This window comes from Pseudomonas sp. LBUM1663 (assembly GCF_059695905.1).
On the sequence record NZ_CP166792.1, the window covers coordinates 5,956,255 to 5,978,254 of the forward strand.

Below are 22,000 nucleotides of genomic sequence, written 5' to 3' on the forward strand. Positions count from 1 at the left end.
GGAGCAGAGAGCGGGCAATCCTGCCCCGCTCTCGATTCGCGTCACGTGTTATTCGGTTTCCAGATCGATATCGATGCCGAGGGAACGAATTTCCTTGATCAACACGTTGAAGGACTCGGGCATGCCCGGCTCCATACGGTGATCGCCATCCACGATGTTTTTGTACATCTTGGTACGGCCGTTCACATCGTCCGACTTCACTGTGAGCATTTCTTGCAGAGTGTAAGCAGCACCGTATGCTTCCAGTGCCCAGACCTCCATCTCCCCGAAACGCTGACCACCGAACTGCGCCTTACCACCCAGCGGCTGCTGAGTAACCAGGCTGTACGAACCGGTAGAACGAGCGTGCATCTTGTCGTCTACCAAGTGGTTCAGCTTCAGCATGTACATGTAGCCAACAGTAACCGGACGCTCGAACTTGTTGCCGGTACGGCCGTCGGTCAGCTGCATCTGGCCGCTTTCTGGCAAATCTGCCAGTTTCAGCATGGCCTTGATTTCGCTTTCCTTGGCGCCGTCGAACACTGGAGTGGCCATTGGAACGCCACCACGCAGGTTCTTCGCCAGATCCAGGATTTCCTGGTCGGAGAAGCTATCCAGATCTTCGTTACGACCGCCGATCTGGTTGTAGATCTCGTCGAGGAATTTACGAAGCTCAGCGACTTTGCGCTGCTCTTCGATCATCCGGTTGATCTTCTCGCCCAGACCTTTAGCCGCGAGGCCCAAGTGGGTTTCAAGGATCTGACCAACGTTCATACGCGAAGGTACGCCCAACGGGTTGAGGACGACGTCGACCGGGGTGCCATTGGCATCGTGCGGCATGTCTTCAACCGGCATGATCACGGAGACCACACCTTTGTTACCGTGACGACCGGCCATCTTGTCGCCCGGCTGGATGCGGCGACGGATTGCCAGGTAAACCTTGACGATTTTCAGCACGCCTGGAGCCAGGTCATCGCCCTGCTGCAGTTTGCGCTTCTTGTCTTCGAACTTGTCGTCCAGCAGACGGCGGCGATCAACGATGTAGGCCTGAGCCTTCTCGAGCTGCTCGTTCAGAGCATCTTCAGCCATGCGCAGTTTGAACCACTGACCATGCTCAAGACCGTCGAGAACTTCGTCGGTGATGTCCTGACCTTTCTTCAGGCCGGCGCCGCCTTCGGCTTTGTGGCCGACCAGAGCGGAACGCAGACGTTCGAAAGTGGCGCCTTCAACGATACGGAACTCTTCGTTCAGGTCCTTGCGGATCTCGTCGAGCTGAGTCTTCTCGATCGACAGTGCACGAGCATCACGCTCAACGCCGTCGCGGGTGAAGACTTGTACGTCGATGACGGTACCCTTGGTGCCGGTAGGCACGCGCAGGGAGGTGTCTTTAACGTCGCTGGCTTTTTCACCAAAGATGGCACGCAGCAGTTTTTCTTCCGGAGTCAGCTGGGTCTCGCCTTTCGGAGTGACCTTGCCAACCAGAATGTCGCCTGCGCCTACTTCAGCACCTACGTAAACGATACCGGCTTCGTCCAGCTTGTTCAGTGCAGCTTCACCCACGTTCGGGATGTCTGCAGTGATTTCCTCTGGCCCAAGCTTGGTGTCACGTGCCACACAGGTCAGTTCCTGAATGTGGATCGTGGTAAAGCGGTCTTCTTGAACAACTCGTTCCGACAGGCAGATGGAGTCTTCGAAGTTGTAACCGTTCCAGGCCATGAACGCGATGCGCATGTTCTGACCCAGTGCCAGTTCACCCATGTCGGTGGACGGGCCGTCAGCCATGATGTCGCTACGCTGAACCCGATCACCTTTACGCACCAGCGGACGCTGGTTGATGCAGGTGTTCTGGTTGGAGCGGGTGTATTTGGTCAGGTTGTAGATGTCGACACCAGCTTCACCGGTTTCAACTTCATCATCAGCAACACGAACCACGATACGGCTGGCGTCGACGGAATCGATAACGCCACCGCGACGAGCCACGACGCAAACGCCGGAGTCACGAGCTACGTTACGCTCCATGCCAGTACCGACCAGCGGCTTGTCAGCGCGCAAGGTGGGTACAGCTTGACGCTGCATGTTCGAACCCATCAACGCACGGTTGGCGTCATCGTGCTCGAGGAACGGGATCAGCGACGCTGCAACCGAAACTACCTGCTTCGGCGATACGTCCATCAAGGTGACGTCTTCCGGCGCCTTGACGGTGAACTCGTTCAAGTGACGAACAGCTACCAGCTCGTCGATCAGCATTTTCTTGTCGTTCATCGTGGCCGAAGCCTGAGCGATCACGTGATCAGCTTCTTCGATGGCGGACAGGAACACGATCTCGTCGGTGACCAGAGCGTCTTTCACCACACGGTACGGGCTCTCTAGGAAGCCGTACTGGTTGGTGCGCGCATAAGCAGCCAGGGAGTTGATCAGACCGATGTTCGGACCTTCCGGCGTTTCAATCGGGCATACACGACCATAGTGAGTCGGGTGTACGTCACGAACTTCGAAGCCAGCGCGCTCACGAGTCAAACCGCCAGGGCCGAGTGCAGAAACACGACGCTTGTGGGTGATCTCGGACAGCGGGTTGTTCTGGTCCATGAACTGGGAAAGCTGGCTGGAACCGAAGAACTCTTTCACCGCTGCAGCCACTGGCTTGGCGTTGATCAGGTCTTGCGGCATCAGGCCTTCGCTTTCAGCCATCGACAGACGCTCTTTGACCGCACGCTCAACACGTACCAGGCCAACGCGGAACTGGTTCTCGGCCATTTCGCCTACGCAGCGAACACGACGGTTACCCAGGTGGTCGATGTCATCGACGATGCCTTTACCGTTACGGATGTCGACCAGAGTCTTCAGTACCGCGACGATGTCTTCTTTGCACAACACGCCCGAACCTTCGATCTCGGTACGACCGATACGACGGTTGAACTTCATCCGGCCGACCGCAGACAGGTCGTAGCGCTCAGGGCTGAAGAACAGGTTGTTGAACAGAGTCTCGGCAGCGTCTTTGGTTGGCGGCTCGCCTGGACGCATCATGCGATAGATCTCGACCAGCGCTTCCAATTGGTTGCTGGTGGAGTCGATCTTCAGGGTGTCGGAGACGAACGGACCGCAGTCGATATCGTTGGTGTACAGCGTTTCGATGCGAACAACCTGGGCCTTGGCAATTTTTGCCAGGATCTCTGTGTTCAGCTCGGTGTTGCACTCTGCCAGGATTTCGCCGGTGGCCGGATGCACGATGGCCTTGGCGGTAGTGCGACCCAGGACGTAGTCCAGAGGCACTTCCAGGGTCTTGAGGCCGGCTTTTTCGATCTGGTTGATGTGGCGCGCAGTAATACGGCGACCAGCCTCAACGATGACCTTGCCCTTCTCGTCCTGAATATCAAGTACAGCGATTTCACCACGCAGACGCGAAGCAATCAGTTCCAGACTGAGGGTTTCGCCGCTCAGGTGGAAAACGTTGGTGGTGTAGAACGCGTCGAGCACTTCTTCAGTGGTATAGCCGAGCGCGCGCAGCAGTACCGATGCAGGCAGCTTGCGACGACGGTCGATACGCACGAACACGCAGTCTTTCGGGTCGAACTCGAAGTCCAGCCACGAACCGCGGTAAGGAATGATGCGCGCGGAGTACAGCAGTTTACCGGAGCTGTGCGTCTTGCCACGGTCGTGGTCGAAGAACACGCCCGGGGAACGGTGCAGCTGGGAAACGATTACACGCTCGGTACCGTTGATTACGAAGGTACCGTTCTCAGTCATCAGGGGGATTTCACCCATGTAGACTTCTTGCTCTTTAATGTCCTTGATCGCTTTGTTCGACGATTCTTTGTCGAAAATGATCAGGCGCACTTTTACCCGCAAAGGTACGGCGTAAGTTACACCGCGCAATACGCATTCTTTGACATCAAATGCCGGTTCGCCCAGGCGATAACCGACGTACTCCAGCGCAGCATTGCCGGAGTAGCTGATGATCGGGAAAACGGATTTGAAGGCCGCATGCAGGCCCACGTCGCGGAACTGATCTTTAGTCGCTCCCGCTTGCAAGAATTCACGATACGAATCCAGCTGGATGGCCAGGAGGTACGGCACATCCATGACGTCCGGCAACTTGCTAAAGTCCTTGCGGATACGTTTTTTCTCAGTATATGAGTAAGCCATCAGCGTTCCCCAGCTTGGTCACCTGCTTGTTTGGCCCCTCCCGACGGGAGCAGCCAGAAAATCGTGCAAACCCCATGGTTTGCGCCACCGCATCGGGTGGTTACAGCTCGTTACCAGCACCGACCCAGTCGGCTGCCAATAACGGAAAAAGGCCGGTGGCAAGAGCCACCAGCCATCAGCCTTTCGCTTAACGCTCGGGCTGGAGGAGCAAAGTCGATGCTTACTTCAGCTCGACTTTAGCGCCTGCTTCTTCCAGAGTGGCTTTGGCTTTGTCAGCTGCGTCTTTCGAAACAGCTTCCAGAACCATGCCAGGAGCGCCGTCAACTACTGCCTTGGCTTCTTTCAAGCCCAGACCGGTCAGTTCACGTACTGCCTTGATCACGTTAACTTTCTTCTCGCCAGCTTCCAGCAGCATGACGTTGAATTCAGTTTGTTCTTCAACAACAGCAGCGACAGCAGCTGGACCAGCGGAAGCAGCGGCAGCAGAAACGCCGAACTTCTCTTCCATGGCCTTGATCAGCTCAACGATTTCCAGAACGGATTTTTCGCCGATTGCTTCGATGATTTGGTCGTTAGTCAGAGACATGACTATAAATTCCTGTATTGGGGTGACAGCCTACGCGGCCATCGAAATAAACAATAAACGCTGAAAGGTGTCGCTCAGCCTTAGGCTGCAGCGGCTTCTTTCTGGTCGCGAAGAGCCGCCAGAGTACGAGCCAATTTGCTGGTTGCGCCTTGAATCACGCTCATCAGCTGAGAAATTGCTTCGTCACGGGTCGGCAGGCTTGCCAGTACGTCGATCTGATTAGCCGCGAGGAACTTGCCCTCGAACGCAGCTGCCTTGATCTCGAACTTATCCTGACCTTTTGCAAACTCTTTGAAGATACGAGCAGCAGCGCCCGGATGTTCTTTGGAGAATGCAATCAAGGTCGGGCCAGTGAACACGTCGTTGAGCACGTCATATTGAGTGCCAGCAACAGCGCGCTTGAGCAGGGTGTTACGTACAACACGTACGTAAACGCCAGCTTCACGAGCCTCTTTACGGAGTCCGGTCATAGCGCCTACTGTTACGCCACGGGCATCAGCCACGACAGCGGACAGAGCAACTTGGGCAGCCTTGTTGACTTCAGCGACGATGGCCTTCTTGTCTTCAAGTTTAATTGCCACGGGAAAAACTCCTGCTTGTTACCGTTTCATCCAACCGAGGCCAGATGTCGTTTTGGTGTCTGATTCGGTAAGGAACCGGGAGCACCATCTGCGTAGGCTTGAGGTTTAAGACTTGCGTCGCCTACGGTCTTGGATAGCCCCCGCCAGGCAGGGACCCCAATCTTTCAATTGGCGCAATCGCTTGCGCCAACCTGTGTCTTACGCGTCGAGCGAACCTTGGTCGATGACCAGGCCTGGACCCATGGTGGTGCTCAGGGTAACGCGCTTGACGTAAATACCTTTCGAGGAAGCTGGCTTGATACGCTTCAGATCAGCGATCAGGGCTTCAACGTTTTCCTTCAGCTTGACGGCGTCGAAACCGACCTTGCCAACGGAGGTGTGGATGATGCCGTTTTTGTCGGTGCGATAACGAACCTGACCAGCCTTGGCGTTTTTAACCGCGGTAGCTACGTCTGGAGTTACGGTGCCGACTTTAGGGTTAGGCATCAGGCCGCGTGGGCCCAGGATCTGACCCAATTGACCAACAACGCGCATTGCATCCGGGGATGCGATAACTACGTCATAGTTCAGATCGCCGCCTTTCATTTCGGCAGCCAGATCGTCCATACCTACACGGTCAGCGCCGGCAGCCAAAGCGGCCTCAGCAGCTGGACCCTGGGTGAACACAGCAACGCGAACGGTCTTGCCAGTGCCGTGTGGCAGCACAGTAGCGCTACGAACGACCTGGTCGGATTTACGCGGGTCAACACCCAGGTTTACAGCAACGTCAAACGACTCGCTGAACTTGACGGTCGACAGCTCAGCCAGCAGAGCAGCAGCGTCTACAAAGTTGTAGGACTTGCCTGCTTCGATTTTGCCGGCGATAGCCTTTTGACGCTTGGTCAACTTAGCCATTACACACCCTCCACGTTAAGGCCCATGCTACGAGCAGAACCGGCGATAGTACGCACGGCCGCGTCCATATCAGCTGCAGTCAGATCCGCGTTTTTGGTTTTCGCGATTTCTTCCAGCTGAGCACGGGTAACGGTGCCAACCTTAACGGTGTTCGGACGAGCGGAACCGCTAGTCAGACCAGCAGCTTTCTTCAGCAGAACCGAAGCAGGTGTGGATTTGGTTTCGAAAGTGAAGCTACGGTCGCTGTAGACAGTGATGATCACTGGAGTCGGCAGACCTGGCTCAATACCCTGAGTACGGGCGTTGAAAGCCTTGCAGAATTCCATGATGTTCACGCCGTGCTGACCCAAAGCAGGACCAACAGGTGGGCTTGGGTTAGCCTGAGCGGCCTTCACTTGCAGCTTGATGTAAGCGGTAATCTTCTTGGCCATGAGGCACTCCAATTACGGGTTCGAACGCCTCGAAAGGCTCCCCGGTTACTTGCGCGTTTATCCCAGTGACGACAAAACCCCACAGCCTAGGGCTGCGGGGTTGGGATGCTTGCTCAGCTAGACTTTTTCGACCTGGCTGAACTCTAGCTCTACGGGAGTAGAGCGACCGAAAATGAGCACTGCCACTTGGATCCGGCTCTTCTCGTAGTTAACTTCTTCGACCGTGCCAGTAAAGTCGGCAAACGGACCGTCATTGACGCGCACCGACTCACCTGGCTCGAACAACGTCTTCGGCTTCGGCTTGTCGCTACCATCAGCAACGCGACGCAGAATCGCTTCTGCCTCTTTATCAGTGATCGGCGCAGGCTTATCAGCGGTACCGCCGATAAAACCCATCACCCGAGGAGTATCCTTGACCAAGTGCCAAGTACCCTCATTCATGTCCATCTGAACCAGCACATAACCTGGGAAGAACTTGCGTTCGCTTTTGCGTTTCTGGCCGTTACGCATTTCAACCACTTCTTCAGTGGGAACCAGAATCTCGCCAAAGCCATCTTCCATGCCAGCCAGCTTTACGCGCTCTACCAACGAGCGCATGACATGCTTCTCGTAACCGGAGTAAGCATGCACAACGTACCAACGCTTAGCCACGGGACACCCTTAGCCGACAATCAAGGAAACAAGCCAGCCGAGCAGGGAATCAAGCCCCCACAACAGCAACGCCATAACCAGAACAACAGCCACAACAATCAGCGTGGTCTGCGTGGTTTCTTGGCGAGTTGGCCATACGACTTTACGAATTTCGGTGCGAGCTTCCTTAACCAGTACAAAGAAAGACTTGCCCTTGACTGTCTGCAGGCCTACAAAGGCAGCTACGGCAGCAATGGCGAGCAATGCAAGTACGCGGTACAGGATCGGCGAAGCAGAGTAATACTGATTGCCAACAACGCCAACAACCACCAAGGCGACTACTAAAAGCCACTTGAGCAGATCGAAGCGAGAGCCTTGAGCTTCAGCTTTAGGAGTCATCTATGAAGATCCTGTGAAAAGAAAGCCAGATACACCAAGTGAATCTGGCAGGTCAGGAGGGAATCGAACCCCCAACCTACGGTTTTGGAGACCGTCGCTCTGCCAATTGAGCTACTGACCTAAAACAAAATCAGGCCGACCATTATGCCGGCCCGAAAAAGACATTACAACAATTTACTCGATAACTTTGGCTACGACACCAGCGCCGACGGTACGACCGCCCTCACGGATAGCGAAACGCAAGCCATCTTCCATCGCGATGGTTTTGATCAGGGTGACAGTCATCTGAATGTTGTCACCTGGCATCACCATTTCAACGCCTTCCGGCAACTCGCAGTTACCAGTCACATCAGTTGTACGGAAGTAGAACTGCGGACGGTAGCCCTTGAAGAACGGAGTATGACGCCCGCCCTCCTCCTTGCTCAGAACGTAAACCTCAGCAGTGAACTTGGTATGCGGCTTGACGGTGCCCGGCTTGACCAGAACCTGGCCACGCTCAACATCATCACGCTTGGTACCGCGCAGCAGAACGCCGCAGTTCTCGCCTGCACGACCTTCGTCGAGCAGCTTGCGAAACATTTCAACACCAGTGCAAGTAGTTTTGACAGTGTCACGAAGACCAACAATCTCAACTTCTTCCTGAATGCGGACAATGCCACGCTCAACACGACCAGTCACAACAGTGCCACGACCGGAGATCGAGAACACATCCTCGATCGGCATCAGGAACGGCTTATCAATAGCACGCTCAGGCTGCGGAATATAAGTATCCAGCGTCTCGACCAACTTCTTGACGGCAGTGGTACCCATCTCGTTGTCGTCTTGACCATTCAACGCCATCAGCGCCGAACCAATAATGATCGGAGTGTCGTCACCCGGGAAATCGTAAGCGCTCAGCAGATCGCGCACTTCCATCTCAACCAGTTCCAGCAGCTCAGCATCATCAACCATGTCAGCCTTATTCAGGAAGACAACGATGTACGGAACGCCAACCTGACGAGACAACAGAATGTGCTCACGGGTTTGCGGCATCGGACCATCAGCGGCCGAGCAAACCAGAATCGCACCATCCATCTGGGCAGCACCGGTAATCATGTTCTTTACGTAGTCGGCGTGACCTGGACAGTCAACGTGTGCGTAGTGACGCACGGCCGAATCGTATTCAACGTGAGCCGTGTTAATAGTGATACCACGTGCTTTTTCTTCTGGGGCGCTATCGATCTTGTCGAAGTCAACCTTCGCCGAACCGAAAACTTCGGAGCAGACACGGGTTAGCGCAGCGGTCAGGGTAGTTTTGCCGTGGTCTACGTGACCAATGGTGCCTACGTTGACGTGCGGCTTATTACGTTCGAACTTTTCCTTAGCCATCGAAGCAACCCCCAGCAGAAGAATTAAACAGTAATACCAGCCATTAAAACAAAGGCAGATATTTTCATATCTGCCTTGTTATATGGAGCTCTTGAGCGGATTTGAACCGCTGACCTCACCCTTACCAAGGGTGTGCTCTACCAACTGAGCTACAAGAGCGTAACGCCTTGCAGGACCTGCAAACTTGGAGCGGGTAGCGGGAATCGAACCCGCATCATCAGCTTGGAAGGCTGAGGTTCTACCACTAAACTATACCCGCGGAGCTTGCAGCTCTCGCTAAAAATGGTGGAGGGGGAAGGATTCGAACCTTCGAAGTCGTAGACGTCAGATTTACAGTCTGATCCCTTTGGCCGCTCGGGAACCCCTCCTAAGCGAGCCGGCATTCTATATCATGCCGACCTTCTGTCAAGCATTTTCTCATTAAAAACCTGAGGTTAGCTGCATTGACACCGCCTCGTAATGCTGACCGTTAAAGGTCTTCACTGCGAAGCGGGCGCCATTCTATGCAAACTATTCCGCAGGCGCAACCCCCTCGCACGGCATTATTTTATGTTTTAACTCATTGAATTCTTTGGAAAGGTTTAGCAGCTGAAGATCATCCACTAAACGCCGGCTTTCAGGTGCTACACGGAGCCAGTAGCCAGACGGATCAGAGGAGTCTTTTGGCAAGGATTGAACTTTGATATCCATCCCACCTAGTCGGCGCTCAGCTGCCAGGGCGACTTCCTGACGAGCAAAACCACCCAAATAAAGGCAGCCACCGTCCGTCGACGCCGACCTTCCTTTCTCACGCCCCGTATCAGTTGCCTCGCTTAGCAAACGGATATCCTGCTGTGATCCTCGATACAAACTCAAAGGCGTTACATCTTTCGCACGCAGCGGGGCCTCTTGTTGATGCCAGATGTAATAGAAGACATTGAGAACCAGCAACAGCAGGAACAACCAACGCATAAGAACCTCAAGACAAAGGGCATGCCATCGCCAGACCTACAAACACCAGGTCTGGAACCAGCCTGGCAGCCGGTACGATTTCAGAGACGAGCGCCGCATCGCCTCCCGTGAGGAATACCGCAAAATCCTCCCCCCAATAACTACGCGCCATTTCCAGCTGAGTCAGGACGAACCCCCTCAACATCAGCGAACATCCACGCTCAACCGCTTCAACAGTTGTGCGGCCAGGCACGAGGCTTTCCAGCGCACGCTCGGCAGCGATATCGCCATAGCGAATCTTGCGGGTATGCGTTCGCAACTGGTTGCGCATCAGAGGCATTCCAGGGCAAATAAACCCGCCAAGATGCTCTCCATTCCCGGCAATAAAATCAGCTGTCACTGCCGTACCGAAATCGAGCACCAGACACGCACCAGGGGAAAGATAAAATCCACCAAGCATCGCAAGCCAGCGATCAAGCCCCAACCGCTCGAACTCTTCGTATCCATTTCGAACGCCAGCCATCTCGCGCGCTGGCGCGGCGCATATCGCGAACACTGAGAACGCTTGTGCCAGCAGAGCAGTCAATACACCAGTCTCTTCAGTCGTTCTAACACTGACCAACCGGCAATGTTTGAGGGATAGCCCCTCAAGTCGACTCAGGCTTTCCAGCAATGCGAGATCCGAATCCACCACACCCTCTCCAAACACCTGCTTGGCATCCGCATGGAGAACGCGCCACTTTATAAAACTGTTTCCGCAGTCGAGCTCAAGAATCATCACGCAACCTCAGGCTGAGCTCACCACCACTAAAGACTTTTTCCACACCATTTACCTTCAAGCGCAAGGCACCCTGATTATCGATACCCAACACCTCACCATCAATCTGGTTGACGCCAGCAATCAACGAGACTGCCCGCCCCTGCCAAAGATGGTTCTGCTCCCATTCCCACTGAATAGCGGAAAACCCATCAGCCTGATGACGGGCCAGATATTTCTGAAGCATTAACCCTAATTGCGCGACAAGGTGATTGCGATCAAAAACCCTGCCCGACTCCAGCCGCACAGATGTCCATTGCTGATCAATCTCATCGGTTGCTTGCATGTTCACATTAATTCCAACACCCAGCACCACGTGACACACATCAGCAGGATCACCCACCAGCTCGAGCAATATCCCGGCGATCTTTTTCTGGCCAACAAGAACATCGTTGGGCCACTTCAAGCCCGCGCCCGGGATACCGAGATCTCTCAACGCCTGCATGACAGCAAGCCCAACCACAAGACTCAACCCTTCGAGCTGACGCATTCCACCTTCGATGCGCAATACGAGGCTGTAATAGATGTTTTCAGCGAAAGGACTGGCCCAATTCCGCCCACGTCGGCCGCGACCCGCAGTCTGCCGCTCGGAGAGCACCAAGAATGGCGCGGCCTGGCCACGGTCTATTGCGCGCAAAGCTTCAGCGTTAGTGGAGTCAATTGAGTCGAAGAGCAGAATAGGCCAGTCGCACGAGGGCGCCTGTTCTTTTATGCCGGCAGGATCAAGCAGCGTCAATGGCGCAGCCAATTGATAGCCACGTCCGCGCACCTTGTGGATGGACAAGCCAAGCTCAACCTCTAAATGCTGTAGCTGCTTCCATACCGCACTACGACTGACGCCCAAGGCGACGCCCAGGGCCTGACCCGAATGGAACTTGCCATCCTTAAGAAGCTTTAACAACGTCAGCATGCAAGTCTCGCCTCACAATGAGGCCCGCATGATAGCCATGCCCCGAGCCGTTGCATAGAAACCCCGAAGCCAGATTTTCCTGCGGACAAAACAAAACCCCTACCTGCATACGCAGATAGGGGTTTCGGAATTTAATCTTGACGATGACCTACTCTCACATGGGGAAACCCCACACTACCATCGGCGATGCATCGTTTCACTGCTGAGTTCGGGATGGGATCAGGTGGTTCCAATGCTCTATGGTCGTCAAGAAATTCGGTAGCCAGGTCGTTTGCCTTACGGCGCACGCTCCAGCGAATGGGTATGTGATAGATCTCGGTGTTTGTGAACAATTCGAACTTTCGGTTCATTTCGTCTTCACACACCGCAATCTGGTGCTCTTTCGCTTTTGGGCTCGAAGCAAGCAAATTGCTTGGGTGTTATATGGTCAAGCCTCACGGGCAATTAGTATTGGTTAGCTCAACGCCTCACAGCGCTTACACACCCAACCTATCAACGTCGTAGTCTTCGACGGCCCTTCAGGGGACTCAAGGTCCCAGTGAGATCTCATCTTGAGGCTAGTTTCCCGCTTAGATGCTTTCAGCGGTTATCTATTCCGAACATAGCTACCCGGCAATGCCACTGGCGTGACAACCGGAACACCAGAGGTTCGTCCACTCCGGTCCTCTCGTACTAGGAGCAGCCCCTCTCAAATCTCAAACGTCCACGGCAGATAGGGACCGAACTGTCTCACGACGTTCTAAACCCAGCTCGCGTACCACTTTAAATGGCGAACAGCCATACCCTTGGGACCGGCTTCAGCCCCAGGATGTGATGAGCCGACATCGAGGTGCCAAACACCGCCGTCGATATGAACTCTTGGGCGGTATCAGCCTGTTATCCCCGGAGTACCTTTTATCCGTTGAGCGATGGCCCTTCCATACAGAACCACCGGATCACTAAGACCTACTTTCGTACCTGCTCGACGTGTCTGTCTCGCAGTCAAGCGCGCTTTTGCCTTTATACTCTACGACCGATTTCCGACCGGTCTGAGCGCACCTTCGTACTCCTCCGTTACTCTTTAGGAGGAGACCGCCCCAGTCAAACTACCCACCATACACTGTCCTCGATCCGGATAACGGACCTGAGTTAGAACCTCAAAGTTGCCAGGGTGGTATTTCAAGGTTGGCTCCACGCGAACTGGCGTCCACGCTTCAAAGCCTCCCACCTATCCTACACAAGCAAATTCAAAGTCCAGTGCAAAGCTATAGTAAAGGTTCACGGGGTCTTTCCGTCTAGCCGCGGATACACTGCATCTTCACAGCGATTTCAATTTCACTGAGTCTCGGGTGGAGACAGCGCCGCCATCGTTACGCCATTCGTGCAGGTCGGAACTTACCCGACAAGGAATTTCGCTACCTTAGGACCGTTATAGTTACGGCCGCCGTTTACCGGGGCTTCGATCAAGAGCTTCGCGTTAGCTAACCCCATCAATTAACCTTCCGGCACCGGGCAGGCGTCACACCCTATACGTCCACTTTCGTGTTTGCAGAGTGCTGTGTTTTTAATAAACAGTCGCAGCGGCCTGGTATCTTCGACCGGCATGGGCTTACGCAGTAAATGCTTCACCCTCACCGGCGCACCTTCTCCCGAAGTTACGGTGCCATTTTGCCTAGTTCCTTCACCCGAGTTCTCTCAAGCGCCTTGGTATTCTCTACCCAACCACCTGTGTCGGTTTGGGGTACGGTTCCTGGTTACCTGAAGCTTAGAAGCTTTTCTTGGAAGCATGGCATCAACCACTTCGTGTTCTAAAAGAACACTCGTCATCAGCTCTCGGCCTTAGAATCCCGGATTTACCTAAGATTCCAGCCTACCACCTTAAACTTGGACAACCAACGCCAAGCTGGCCTAGCCTTCTCCGTCCCTCCATCGCAATAACCAGAAGTACAGGAATATTAACCTGTTTTCCATCGACTACGCTTTTCAGCCTCGCCTTAGGGACCGACTAACCCTGCGTCGATTAACGTTGCGCAGGAAACCTTGGTCTTTCGGCGTGGGTGTTTTTCACACCCATTGTCGTTACTCATGTCAGCATTCGCACTTCTGATACCTCCAGCAAGCTTCTCAACTCACCTTCACAGGCTTACAGAACGCTCCTCTACCGCATCACCTAAGTGATACCCGTAGCTTCGGTGTATGGTTTGAGCCCCGTTACATCTTCCGCGCAGGCCGACTCGACTAGTGAGCTATTACGCTTTCTTTAAAGGGTGGCTGCTTCTAAGCCAACCTCCTAGCTGTCTAAGCCTTCCCACATCGTTTCCCACTTAACCATAACTTTGGGACCTTAGCTGACGGTCTGGGTTGTTTCCCTTTTCACGACGGACGTTAGCACCCGCCGTGTGTCTCCCATGCTCGGCACTTGTAGGTATTCGGAGTTTGCATCGGTTTGGTAAGTCGGGATGACCCCCTAGCCGAAACAGTGCTCTACCCCCTACAGTGATACATGAGGCGCTACCTAAATAGCTTTCGAGGAGAACCAGCTATCTCCGAGCTTGATTAGCCTTTCACTCCGATCCACAGGTCATCCGCTAACTTTTCAACGGTAGTCGGTTCGGTCCTCCAGTTAGTGTTACCCAACCTTCAACCTGCCCATGGATAGATCGCCCGGTTTCGGGTCTATTCCCAGCGACTAGACGCCCTATTAAGACTCGCTTTCGCTACGCCTCCCCTATTCGGTTAAGCTCGCCACTGAAAATAAGTCGCTGACCCATTATACAAAAGGTACGCAGTCACCCAACAAAGTGGGCTCCCACTGCTTGTACGCATACGGTTTCAGGATCTATTTCACTCCCCTCTCCGGGGTTCTTTTCGCCTTTCCCTCACGGTACTAGTTCACTATCGGTCAGTCAGTAGTATTTAGCCTTGGAGGATGGTCCCCCCATATTCAGACAAAGTTTCTCGTGCTCCGTCCTACTCGATTTCATGACTAAGAGATTTTCGCGTACAGGGCTATCACCCACTATGGCCGTACTTTCCAGAACGTTCCGCTAATCTCAAAGCCACTTAAGGGCTAGTCCCCGTTCGCTCGCCACTACTAAGGGAATCTCGGTTGATTTCTTTTCCTCAGGGTACTTAGATGTTTCAGTTCCCCTGGTTCGCCTCTTAAGCCTATGTATTCAGCTTAAGATAACCATCTTATGATGGCTGGGTTCCCCCATTCAGACATCTCCGGATCAAAGTCTGTTTGCCGACTCCCCGAAGCTTTTCGCAGGCTACCACGTCTTTCATCGCCTCTGACTGCCAAGGCATCCACCGTATGCGCTTCTTCACTTGACCATATAACCCCAAGCAATCTGGTTATACTGTGAAGACGACATTCGCCGAAAATTCGATAATACTCAATTAAGAGCAACTCACAAATTTTACCTTAGCCTGATCCGTTACCAGTGAAAGTAACGTTCAGTCTATCTTTCTATCACATACCCAAATTTTTAAAGAACGATCTAGCCAAAGACTAGAAATCAACATTCACCATCATCACAATGGAATGCTCATTTCTAAGCTTTCAACAAACAGAAGCAGTAGTGGTGGAGCCAAACGGGATCGAACCGTTGACCTCCTGCGTGCAAGGCAGGCGCTCTCCCAGCTGAGCTATGGCCCCGTATTTCTACAGGTTCCCACACAAAATTGGTGGGTCTGGGCAGATTCGAACTGCCGACCTCACCCTTATCAGGGGTGCGCTCTAACCAACTGAGCTACAGACCCAATTTCGGGCTGCTTCTTATCGTCTTCTTCAATGAATCAAGCAATTCGTGTGGGAACTTATGGAGCAGCTGATGTCGTCGATTAAGGAGGTGATCCAGCCGCAGGTTCCCCTACGGCTACCTTGTTACGACTTCACCCCAGTCATGAATCACACCGTGGTAACCGTCCTCCCGAAGGTTAGACTAGCTACTTCTGGTGCAACCCACTCCCATGGTGTGACGGGCGGTGTGTACAAGGCCCGGGAACGTATTCACCGCGACATTCTGATTCGCGATTACTAGCGATTCCGACTTCACGCAGTCGAGTTGCAGACTGCGATCCGGACTACGATCGGTTTTCTGGGATTAGCTCCACCTCGCGGCTTGGCAACCCTCTGTACCGACCATTGTAGCACGTGTGTAGCCCAGGCCGTAAGGGCCATGATGACTTGACGTCATCCCCACCTTCCTCCGGTTTGTCACCGGCAGTCTCCTTAGAGTGCCCACCATTACGTGCTGGTAACTAAGGACAAGGGTTGCGCTCGTTACGGGACTTAACCCAACATCTCACGACACGAGCTGACGACAGCCATGCAGCACCTGTCTCAATGTTCCCGAAGGCACCAATCCATCTCTGGAAAGTTCATTGGATGTCAAGGCCTGGTAAGGTTCTTCGCGTTGCTTCGAATTAAACCACATGCTCCACCGCTTGTGCGGGCCCCCGTCAATTCATTTGAGTTTTAACCTTGCGGCCGTACTCCCCAGGCGGTCAACTTAATGCGTTAGCTGCGCCACTAAGAGCTCAAGGCTCCCAACGGCTAGTTGACATCGTTTACGGCGTGGACTACCAGGGTATCTAATCCTGTTTGCTCCCCACGCTTTCGCACCTCAGTGTCAGTATCAGTCCAGGTGGTCGCCTTCGCCACTGGTGTTCCTTCCTATATCTACGCATTTCACCGCTACACAGGAAATTCCACCACCCTCTACCATACTCTAGCTTGTCAGTTTTGAATGCAGTTCCCAGGTTGAGCCCGGGGATTTCACATCCAACTTAACAAACCACCTACGCGCGCTTTACGCCCAGTAATTCCGATTAACGCTTGCACCCTCTGTATTACCGCGGCTGCTGGCACAGAGTTAGCCGGTGCTTATTCTGTCGGTAACGTCAAAACACTTACGTATTAGGTAAATGCCCTTCCTCCCAACTTAAAGTGCTTTACAATCCGAAGACCTTCTTCACACACGCGGCATGGCTGGATCAGGCTTTCGCCCATTGTCCAATATTCCCCACTGCTGCCTCCCGTAGGAGTCTGGACCGTGTCTCAGTTCCAGTGTGACTGATCATCCTCTCAGACCAGTTACGGATCGTCGCCTTGGTGAGCCATTACCTCACCAACTAGCTAATCCGACCTAGGCTCATCTGATAGCGCAAGGCCCGAAGGTCCCCTGCTTTCTCCCGTAGGACGTATGCGGTATTAGCGTCCGTTTCCGAGCGTTATCCCCCACTACCAGGCAGATTCCTAGGCATTACTCACCCGTCCGCCGCTCGCCACCAGGTACAAGTACCCGTGCTGCCGCTCGACTTGCATGTGTTAGGCCTGCCGCCAGCGTTCAATCTGAGCCATGATCAAACTCTTCAGTTCAAACATCTTTGGGTTTTTAAGAAACCCTAAACTTGGCTCAGCAATCGTTGGTTACATCTTTGATTTCTCGCGGAGTAACTTGTGATGCTGATAATCTTGTTGACTATCAGTCTGACTCCACAAGCACCCACACGAATTGCTTGATTCAGTTGTTAAAGAGCGGTTGGTTAAGATCTTTCGTCTCAACCGAGGCGCGCATTCTACAGCAGCCTCTGTTGCTGTCAAGCGGTTATTTTCAGAAGTTTTCAAAGTTTCCTTTGCAACTTCAACCACTTGCGCTTCCCATCTCTCGTTAGCGGGAGGCAAATTCTACAGCGTTACTCGCTGCTGTCAACACCTCTTTTTCTCCGCTTTCGACCGAGAAGATCGAATCGTCAATCAAGCCAAACAAACCTGCCTGATCAACTCCTTCTGAGCCTCGATGACCTGAAGCAACTCACTGCCGAAAACTGCGTAACTCTTTGTTTACCAATGAGTTTTTCGTTTCGACTGCGCCGGAAGTGGGGCGAATTATAGACTTCCAGAATCTGCCGTCAACACCTATTTTCAGCTTTATTCGGATTTGAGCGTAATACGCGCAAATGCCTTCTTTCCGGCTTGGCAAACATGGGTCGCACCCAGTACGTATATAAAGGTGCGATCAACAACCTCACCATCTATACGCACACCACCAGAGCCCAGCAGGTCCCGCGCGACAGCCGAGTTCTTGACCAGGCCTGCCTTATTAAGGACGGCAGCGATCGGCATATCTTCAGTAGCGGTCAATTCGATCTCTGGCAGATCATCCGGCAGCTCGCCATCCTTCATACGATTGCCCGCCGCACGGTGAGCATTTGCCGCAGCCTCTTCACCATGGAAGCGTGCAACGATCTCTTCGGCCAGCTTGATCTTGATATCACGGGGGTTGGCACCCGCCTCGACATCGGTACGGAATGCGTTGATCTCATCCATGGAGCGGAAACTGAGCAATTCGAAGTAGCGCCACATCAGCGCATCCGGAATAGAGACCAGTTTGCCGTACATGACACCCGGCGCTTCCTGGATACCGACGTAGTTGCCCAGAGACTTGGACATCTTCTTCACGCCATCCAGACCTTCGAGCAGCGGCATCGTCAGAATGCACTGAGCCTCCTGACCATAACCGCGCTGCAGTTCACGCCCCATCAGCAAGTTGAACTTCTGATCGGTACCACCCAACTCGACATCCGCGCGCAAAGCGACCGAGTCATACCCTTGAACCAGCGGATAGAGGAACTCGTGAATAGCAATTGGCTGATTGGTCGTATAGCGCTTGTCGAAGTCATCGCGCTCAAGCATGCGAGCCACGGTGTACTGCGAAGTCAAACGAATGAAGTCCGCCGGCCCCATCTGGTCCATCCAGGTGGAGTTGAACGCCACCTCGGTCTTGGCCGGATCAAGAATCTTGAAGACTTGAGTCTTGTAGGTCTCGGCATTCTCGAGAACCTGCTCGCGGGTGAGCGGAGGACGCGTTGCGCTCTTGCCGCTCGGATCACCGATCATCCCGGTGAAGTCACCTATAAGGAAGATCACCTGGTGACCCAGTTCCTGGAACTGACGCAGCTTATTAATAAGCACTGTATGACCCAGGTGCAAATCCGGCGCGGTCGGATCGAAGCCTGCCTTAATACGTAGCGGCTGGCCACGCTTGAGCTTTTCGATCAGCTCGGACTCGACCAACAGTTCTTCCGCACCACGTTTAATCAGCGCTAGCTGCTCTTCAACCGACTTCATAACAGACCCGCAAGGCTCGAATTCAAAGGGGACCAACCATACAAGATCACGCGTCAAATACAAAGTTTGGTCCGCGCAATGACGCCAATCCGCTGGCAGAGTGACCACGGACTTGCTTCAGAGATGATTTGGTTATATTTTATACAGTTATTTCATCTTCATCATGTCATTCATCTTTTCCAATTCATCTTTTTCAAAGTCAAAAATTACCTATGACCAAAGAATCGTCTAAAGCGCCACCGCTTTACCCGAAGACCCACCTGCTAGCAGCAAGTGGTATCGCCGCTCTTCTGAGCCTGGCGCTTCTGGTATTCCCTTCCAGTGATGTAGAAGCCAAAAAGACGACGCTGAGTCTTGAGCTGGAAAGCCCTGCTGAACAACTGACACAAGATCAAGACGCTGCTGAAGCCGTCCAAGCCACAAATGAACCGGCAGCCTCGCCTTTCGCGCAGATCGAAAACAGCGCCGAAGAGCCGCAGGAAACCGCTCAGGCCGAGCCTACCCCGGTCGTCGTAGAAAAGAAGACTCCAAACCACAGGGAAGTGATCGTTTCCAAAGGCGACACGCTGTCCACGCTGTTCGAGAAAGTCGGCCTCCCCGCCACTTCGGTGCATGAAGTCATGGCCAGCGACAAGCAGGCCAAGCAGTTCAGCCAGCTCAAACACGGCCAGAAACTTGAATTCGAACTGACTCCCGACGGCCAGTTGACCAACCTGCACAGCAAAGTCAGCGACCTCGAAAGCATCACCCTTACCAAGAATGACAAGGGTTATACGTTCAACCGCATTACCGCCAAGCCTACCGTGCGCTCCGCCTACGTTCATGGCGTGATCAACAGCTCACTGTCGCAGTCTGCCGCGCGTGCTGGCCTGTCCCACAGCCTGACCATGGACATGGCCAGCGTGTTTGGCTATGACGTCGACTTCGCCCAGGATATCCGCCAGGGTGACGAGTTCGATGTGATCTACGAGCAGAAAGTCGTCAACGGCAAGGCTGTCGGCAACGGCCCGATCCTGTCTGCACGCTTCACCAACCGCGGCAAGACCTACACCGCCGTGCGTTACACCAACAAGCAAGGCAACAGCAGTTACTACACTGCTGACGGCAATAGCATGCGCAAGGCATTTATCCGCACGCCGGTAGACTTCGCACGCATCAGCTCGAAATTCTCCATGGGCCGCAAACACCCGATCCTGAACAAGATCCGCGCCCACAAAGGTGTCGATTACGCAGCACCACGCGGTACACCGATCAAAGCGGCCGGTGACGGCAAAGTATTGCTGGCCGGTCGCCGTGGCGGCTACGGCAATACCGTGATCATCCAGCACGGCAATACCTACCGTACGCTGTATGGCCACATGCAAGGCTTTGCCAAAGGCGTACAGACTGGCGGCACCGTCAAACAAGGTCAGGTGATTGGCTACATCGGCACTACCGGTCTCTCCACTGGTCCGCACTTGCACTATGAGTTTCAGGTCAATGGCGTGCACGTCGACCCACTGGGCCAAAAAGTTGCGATGGCCGATCCAATCTCCAAAGGGGAACGCGCACGCTTCCTTGCACAGAGTCAGCCGTTGATGGCGCGCATGGACCAAGAGAAAGCCACCATGCTGGCTTCGAAGCGCTAAATCATGACGTTCTATATAGGTGTGATGTCCGGGACCAGCCTCGATGGCCTGGACATTGCGCTGATCGAGCTGACCCCGGCGATCAACCTGATCGCCACGCACTACACCCCAATGCCTGATTCCCTGCGCGCCGAGCTGCTTGGCTTGTGCGCCAGCGGCCCGGACGAGATTGCCCGCTCCGCCATCGCCCAGCAGAACTGGGTGAAACTGGCGGCTCAGGGCATTAACACTCTCCTCCACCAACACAACCTGAAACCCGAAGACATTCGCGCGATTGGCAGCCACGGCCAGACCATTCGCCATGAACCGGCGCGCGGCTTTACGGTTCAGATCGGCAACCCTGCCCTGCTCACCGAGCTGACCGGTATCACTGTGGTCAGCGACTTCCGCAGCCGTGATGTGGCCGCCGGCGGGCAAGGCGCGCCTTTGGTGCCAGCCTTTCACGAAGCGTTGTTTGATGAACGTGCCGGTCATCGTGCGGTGTTGAATGTTGGCGGATTCAGCAACCTCAGCCTGATCGAGCCCGGCAAACCTGTCGCCGGTTTCGACTGCGGCCCGGGCAACGTTCTACTGGATGCCTGGATTCATCAGCAACGCGGCGACAACTTTGATCGCGACGGCCAATGGGCGGCCAGCGGCAAGGTTGAACCGGTTCTGCTGAATGAATTGCTGAGCGATCCGTTCTTCGTAACCAAAGGCCCGAAAAGCACCGGACGCGAAGTGTTCAACCTGCCATGGCTGACACAGCACCTTTCGAAACTGCCGTCCTTCGCAGCTGAAGACGTGCAAGCCACTCTGCTTGAACTCACAGCGCTGACCATCGTCGAGTCACTGCAGCATGCCCAATCGGACACTCAGGAACTACTGGTCTGCGGTGGTGGCGCGCACAACGCCACACTGATGAACCGTTTGGCGGCCCTGCTGCCGAACGCGACGGTCAGCAGCACTGCCACTTACGGCGTGGACCCGGACTGGGTCGAAGCCATGGCCTTCGCCTGGCTGGCTCATTGCTGCCTGGAAGGCATCGCCGCCAACCGCCCGAGTGTCACCGGCGCCCGCGGCCTGCGCATCCTCGGCGCCATCTACCCGGCATAAACGCCACACAGCAAAACGCCGCAAAGCCCCGAAGCCATGCGGCGTTTGATATTGCGGTGAAGCGCGATCAGATCGAGAACGAAGAGCCGCAACCACACGTGGTGCTGGCGTTCGGATTCTTGATCACGAAACGCGAACCTTCCAGACCTTCCTGATAATCCACCTCGGCACCAGCCAGGTACTGGAAGCTCATTGGGTCTACGACCAGACTCACACCTTCGCGCTCGACGATGGTGTCGTCATCGGCCACTTCTTCATCGAAGGTAAAGCCGTACTGAAAACCTGAACAACCGCCGCCCGTAACGAATACGCGCAGCTTCAAGCGATCATTCCCCTCTTCATCAACCAGGCTCTTCACCTTGTGCGCGGCACCGTGGGTGAATTGCAAAGCGGTGGGGGTGAAGGATTCGACGCTCATGCTGACTATCTCCCGGCGTTACGCCGCCATAATGCGTGATGACGCGCATTATCCGCTTCTCCTAGAAAATTGGT

Annotated in this window: 15 protein-coding genes, 6 tRNA genes and 3 rRNA genes; 2 read left to right on the plus strand and 22 right to left on the minus strand. The window is 54.2% G+C overall.

Annotation, left to right across the window (positions count from 1 at the left end):
• Positions 1–48 precede the first annotated feature (48 nt).
• From rpoB to tyrS, 21 genes are all read right to left on the minus strand, one after another.
• Positions 49–4,122, minus strand: a complete 4,074-nt coding sequence (rpoB, locus tag ACA075_RS27340; protein ID WP_219097508.1) for a DNA-directed RNA polymerase subunit beta — start codon at positions 4,120–4,122, stop codon at positions 49–51.
• Positions 4,123–4,342: 220 nt separating this feature from the next.
• On the minus strand, positions 4,343–4,708 hold the full coding sequence (gene rplL, locus ACA075_RS27345) for a 50S ribosomal protein L7/L12 (RefSeq protein ID WP_010467258.1): 366 nt from the start codon (positions 4,706–4,708) through the stop codon (positions 4,343–4,345).
• An 80-nt stretch (positions 4,709–4,788) separates the two neighbouring features.
• Complete coding sequence (gene rplJ, locus ACA075_RS27350; protein ID WP_010467255.1) at positions 4,789–5,289, minus strand: 50S ribosomal protein L10; 501 nt, start codon at positions 5,287–5,289, stop codon at positions 4,789–4,791.
• A gap of 198 nt (positions 5,290–5,487) precedes the next feature.
• On the minus strand, positions 5,488–6,183 hold the full coding sequence (gene rplA / locus ACA075_RS27355) for a 50S ribosomal protein L1 (protein ID WP_007896626.1): 696 nt from the start codon (positions 6,181–6,183) through the stop codon (positions 5,488–5,490).
• Entirely contained in the window at positions 6,183–6,614 is a 432-nt protein-coding gene (rplK, locus tag ACA075_RS27360; protein ID WP_003210097.1) for a 50S ribosomal protein L11, read from the minus strand. Before rplK ends, rplA begins: the two co-directional genes overlap by 1 nt.
• Positions 6,615–6,731: 117 nt before the next feature.
• The gene (gene nusG / locus ACA075_RS27365; protein WP_007896622.1) at positions 6,732–7,265 is read right to left on the minus strand and encodes a transcription termination/antitermination protein NusG; all 534 of its coding nucleotides are present in this window, start codon (positions 7,263–7,265) and stop codon (positions 6,732–6,734) included.
• Positions 7,266–7,274: 9 nt separating this feature from the next.
• Entirely contained in the window at positions 7,275–7,643 is a 369-nt protein-coding gene (gene secE, locus ACA075_RS27370) for a preprotein translocase subunit SecE (protein WP_497296308.1), read from the minus strand.
• 45 nt (positions 7,644–7,688) lie between these two features.
• Positions 7,689–7,764, minus strand: a tRNA-Trp gene (locus ACA075_RS27375).
• A gap of 53 nt (positions 7,765–7,817) precedes the next feature.
• Positions 7,818–9,011, minus strand: coding sequence for an elongation factor Tu (gene tuf / locus ACA075_RS27380; RefSeq protein ID WP_182342560.1), 1,194 nt, complete (start codon positions 9,009–9,011; stop codon positions 7,818–7,820).
• A gap of 83 nt (positions 9,012–9,094) precedes the next feature.
• Positions 9,095–9,170, minus strand: a tRNA-Thr gene (locus ACA075_RS27385).
• 26 nt (positions 9,171–9,196) lie between these two features.
• A tRNA-Gly gene (locus ACA075_RS27390) sits at positions 9,197–9,270 on the minus strand.
• A gap of 24 nt (positions 9,271–9,294) precedes the next feature.
• Positions 9,295–9,379: transfer RNA gene (locus tag ACA075_RS27395), tRNA-Tyr, on the minus strand.
• A 142-nt stretch (positions 9,380–9,521) separates the two neighbouring features.
• Positions 9,522–9,962: a hypothetical protein gene (locus ACA075_RS27400; protein WP_497296309.1), complete on the minus strand. Its 441-nt coding sequence runs from the start codon at positions 9,960–9,962 to the stop codon at positions 9,522–9,524.
• Between the two features lie 7 nt (positions 9,963–9,969).
• Positions 9,970–10,719: a pantothenate kinase gene (locus tag ACA075_RS27405; protein ID WP_497296310.1), complete on the minus strand. Its 750-nt coding sequence runs from the start codon at positions 10,717–10,719 to the stop codon at positions 9,970–9,972.
• Positions 10,709–11,668, minus strand: a complete 960-nt coding sequence (gene birA / locus ACA075_RS27410; protein ID WP_497296311.1) for a bifunctional biotin--[acetyl-CoA-carboxylase] ligase/biotin operon repressor BirA — start codon at positions 11,666–11,668, stop codon at positions 10,709–10,711. The genes ACA075_RS27405 and birA overlap by 11 nt, the downstream gene beginning before the upstream one ends.
• A gap of 135 nt (positions 11,669–11,803) precedes the next feature.
• Positions 11,804–11,919, minus strand: a 5S ribosomal RNA gene (gene rrf / locus ACA075_RS27415).
• Between the two features lie 172 nt (positions 11,920–12,091).
• Positions 12,092–14,983 (minus strand): 23S ribosomal RNA (locus tag ACA075_RS27420).
• A gap of 249 nt (positions 14,984–15,232) precedes the next feature.
• Positions 15,233–15,308: transfer RNA gene (locus ACA075_RS27425), tRNA-Ala, on the minus strand.
• Positions 15,309–15,335: 27 nt separating this feature from the next.
• A tRNA-Ile gene (locus ACA075_RS27430) sits at positions 15,336–15,412 on the minus strand.
• 82 nt (positions 15,413–15,494) lie between these two features.
• Positions 15,495–17,033, minus strand: a 16S ribosomal RNA gene (locus tag ACA075_RS27435).
• The 16S, 23S and 5S rRNA genes sit together here with 2 tRNA genes alongside, the layout of an rRNA operon.
• Positions 17,034–17,585: 552 nt before the next feature.
• Positions 17,586–18,785, minus strand: a complete 1,200-nt coding sequence (tyrS, locus tag ACA075_RS27440; protein ID WP_497296312.1) for a tyrosine--tRNA ligase — start codon at positions 18,783–18,785, stop codon at positions 17,586–17,588.
• Positions 18,786–18,997: 212 nt separating this feature from the next.
• On the opposite strand from tyrS, the gene ACA075_RS27445 reads away from it, so the two are divergent.
• Both ACA075_RS27445 and ACA075_RS27450 read left to right on the plus strand, forming a co-directional pair.
• Complete coding sequence (locus tag ACA075_RS27445) at positions 18,998–20,413, plus strand: peptidoglycan DD-metalloendopeptidase family protein (protein ID WP_497296313.1); 1,416 nt, start codon at positions 18,998–19,000, stop codon at positions 20,411–20,413.
• Positions 20,414–20,416: 3 nt separating this feature from the next.
• Positions 20,417–21,508: an anhydro-N-acetylmuramic acid kinase gene (locus ACA075_RS27450; protein ID WP_497296314.1), complete on the plus strand. Its 1,092-nt coding sequence runs from the start codon at positions 20,417–20,419 to the stop codon at positions 21,506–21,508.
• Between the two features lie 67 nt (positions 21,509–21,575).
• Here ACA075_RS27450 and erpA read toward each other — a convergent pair whose 3' ends face one another.
• Positions 21,576–21,926 (minus strand): iron-sulfur cluster insertion protein ErpA, encoded by a 351-nt coding sequence (gene erpA, locus ACA075_RS27455; RefSeq protein ID WP_007947969.1) that lies wholly within the window; start codon positions 21,924–21,926, stop codon positions 21,576–21,578.
• Positions 21,927–22,000: the final 74 nt, after the last annotated feature.

Excerpts from the sequence above, each read along its gene's own strand:
- ACA075_RS27400 (WP_497296309.1), bottom strand. The coding sequence starts at position 9,962 with ATGCGTTGGTTGTTCCTGCTGTTGCTGGTTCTCAATGTCTTCTATTAC.
- ACA075_RS27405 (WP_497296310.1), bottom strand. The coding sequence starts at position 10,719 with ATGATTCTTGAGCTCGACTGCGGAAACAGTTTTATAAAGTGGCGCGTT.
- birA (WP_497296311.1), bottom strand. The coding sequence starts at position 11,668 with ATGCTGACGTTGTTAAAGCTTCTTAAGGATGGCAAGTTCCATTCGGGT.
- rplA (WP_007896626.1), bottom strand. The coding sequence starts at position 6,183 with ATGGCTAAGTTGACCAAGCGTCAAAAGGCTATCGCCGGCAAAATCGAA.
- rplL (WP_010467258.1), bottom strand. The coding sequence starts at position 4,708 with ATGTCTCTGACTAACGACCAAATCATCGAAGCAATCGGCGAAAAATCC.
- secE (WP_497296308.1), bottom strand. The coding sequence starts at position 7,643 with ATGACTCCTAAAGCTGAAGCTCAAGGCTCTCGCTTCGATCTGCTCAAG.
- tyrS (WP_497296312.1), bottom strand. The coding sequence starts at position 18,785 with ATGAAGTCGGTTGAAGAGCAGCTAGCGCTGATTAAACGTGGTGCGGAA.
- ACA075_RS27450 (WP_497296314.1), top strand. The coding sequence starts at position 20,417 with ATGACGTTCTATATAGGTGTGATGTCCGGGACCAGCCTCGATGGCCTG.
- tuf (WP_182342560.1), bottom strand. The coding sequence starts at position 9,011 with ATGGCTAAGGAAAAGTTCGAACGTAATAAGCCGCACGTCAACGTAGGC.
- ACA075_RS27445 (WP_497296313.1), top strand. The coding sequence starts at position 18,998 with ATGACCAAAGAATCGTCTAAAGCGCCACCGCTTTACCCGAAGACCCAC.
- rpoB (WP_219097508.1), bottom strand. The coding sequence starts at position 4,122 with ATGGCTTACTCATATACTGAGAAAAAACGTATCCGCAAGGACTTTAGC.
- rplK (WP_003210097.1), bottom strand. The coding sequence starts at position 6,614 with ATGGCCAAGAAGATTACCGCTTACATCAAGCTGCAAGTGAAGGCCGCT.
- erpA (WP_007947969.1), bottom strand. The coding sequence starts at position 21,926 with ATGAGCGTCGAATCCTTCACCCCCACCGCTTTGCAATTCACCCACGGT.